The organism is Agrobacterium sp. 22-221-1 (assembly GCF_053522445.1).
Map to the genome: position 1 here is coordinate 1 of NZ_JBNWCL010000049.1, position 772 is coordinate 772.

The following is a 772-nucleotide window of genomic DNA, read 5'->3' on the forward strand; positions in this document are numbered from 1 at the left end:
GTCGAGGTTCTTGCCGACGGCGCGCATCAGGAAGATGGCGACGATATTGGCGAGGATGACGGCGATGATGCCGCCGGCCGAAGCGCCGCCGACGTCGTAACCCAGAAGTGCGGTGCGATAGATGAGGAAGGCGAGGTTGGTGGAGGCGTAACCCGGGCCGCCATTGGTGGTGACGAGGATTTCCGCATAGACGCCGAGCAGGAAGATCGTCTGGATCAGGATGACCACGGTGATGGCGCGCGACAGATGCGGCAGCGTCAGATAGACGAAGCGGTTGACGAAGTTGGCGCCATCCATCTCGGCGGCTTCCTTCTGCTCGCCATCGAGCGACTGCAGCGCGGTCAAGAGGATCAGCGTCGCGAACGGCAGCCATTGCCAGGCGACGATGATGATGATGGACAAGAGCGGAAACTGCGCGAACCAGTCGACCGGCTGGAAACCGAAGAAGCGGGAAAGATCGGCAAGCACGCCGTAACCGGGATGCATGATCATGTTCTTCCACACCAATGCGGCCACCGGCGGCATGACGAAGAAGGGCGAGATGATCATGATGCGCACGATGCCCTGGCCGAAAATGTCATTGTCGAGCAAAAGCGCAATGGCGATGCCGCCGATGACGGTGATCAGCAGCACGCCGCCGACGATCAGTAGCGTGTTCCAGATCGACTGGAAAAAGGCCGGGTCGGTGTAGAAATACTGGTAATTGAACAGACCGGCGAAGCTGACATTGGCCGGGTTGAGGAGATTGTAGTTCTGGAACGAGAACCACAGG

General features: G+C 59.5%; 1 protein-coding gene. It reads right to left on the reverse strand.

What is annotated here, in order from left to right; translation table 11 throughout:
• Positions 1–771 (reverse strand): carbohydrate ABC transporter permease (locus ACQZ5N_RS26385; protein ID WP_448734571.1); only part of this gene is annotated, 771 nt, incomplete at its 3' end.
• Position 772 lies beyond the last annotated feature (1 nt).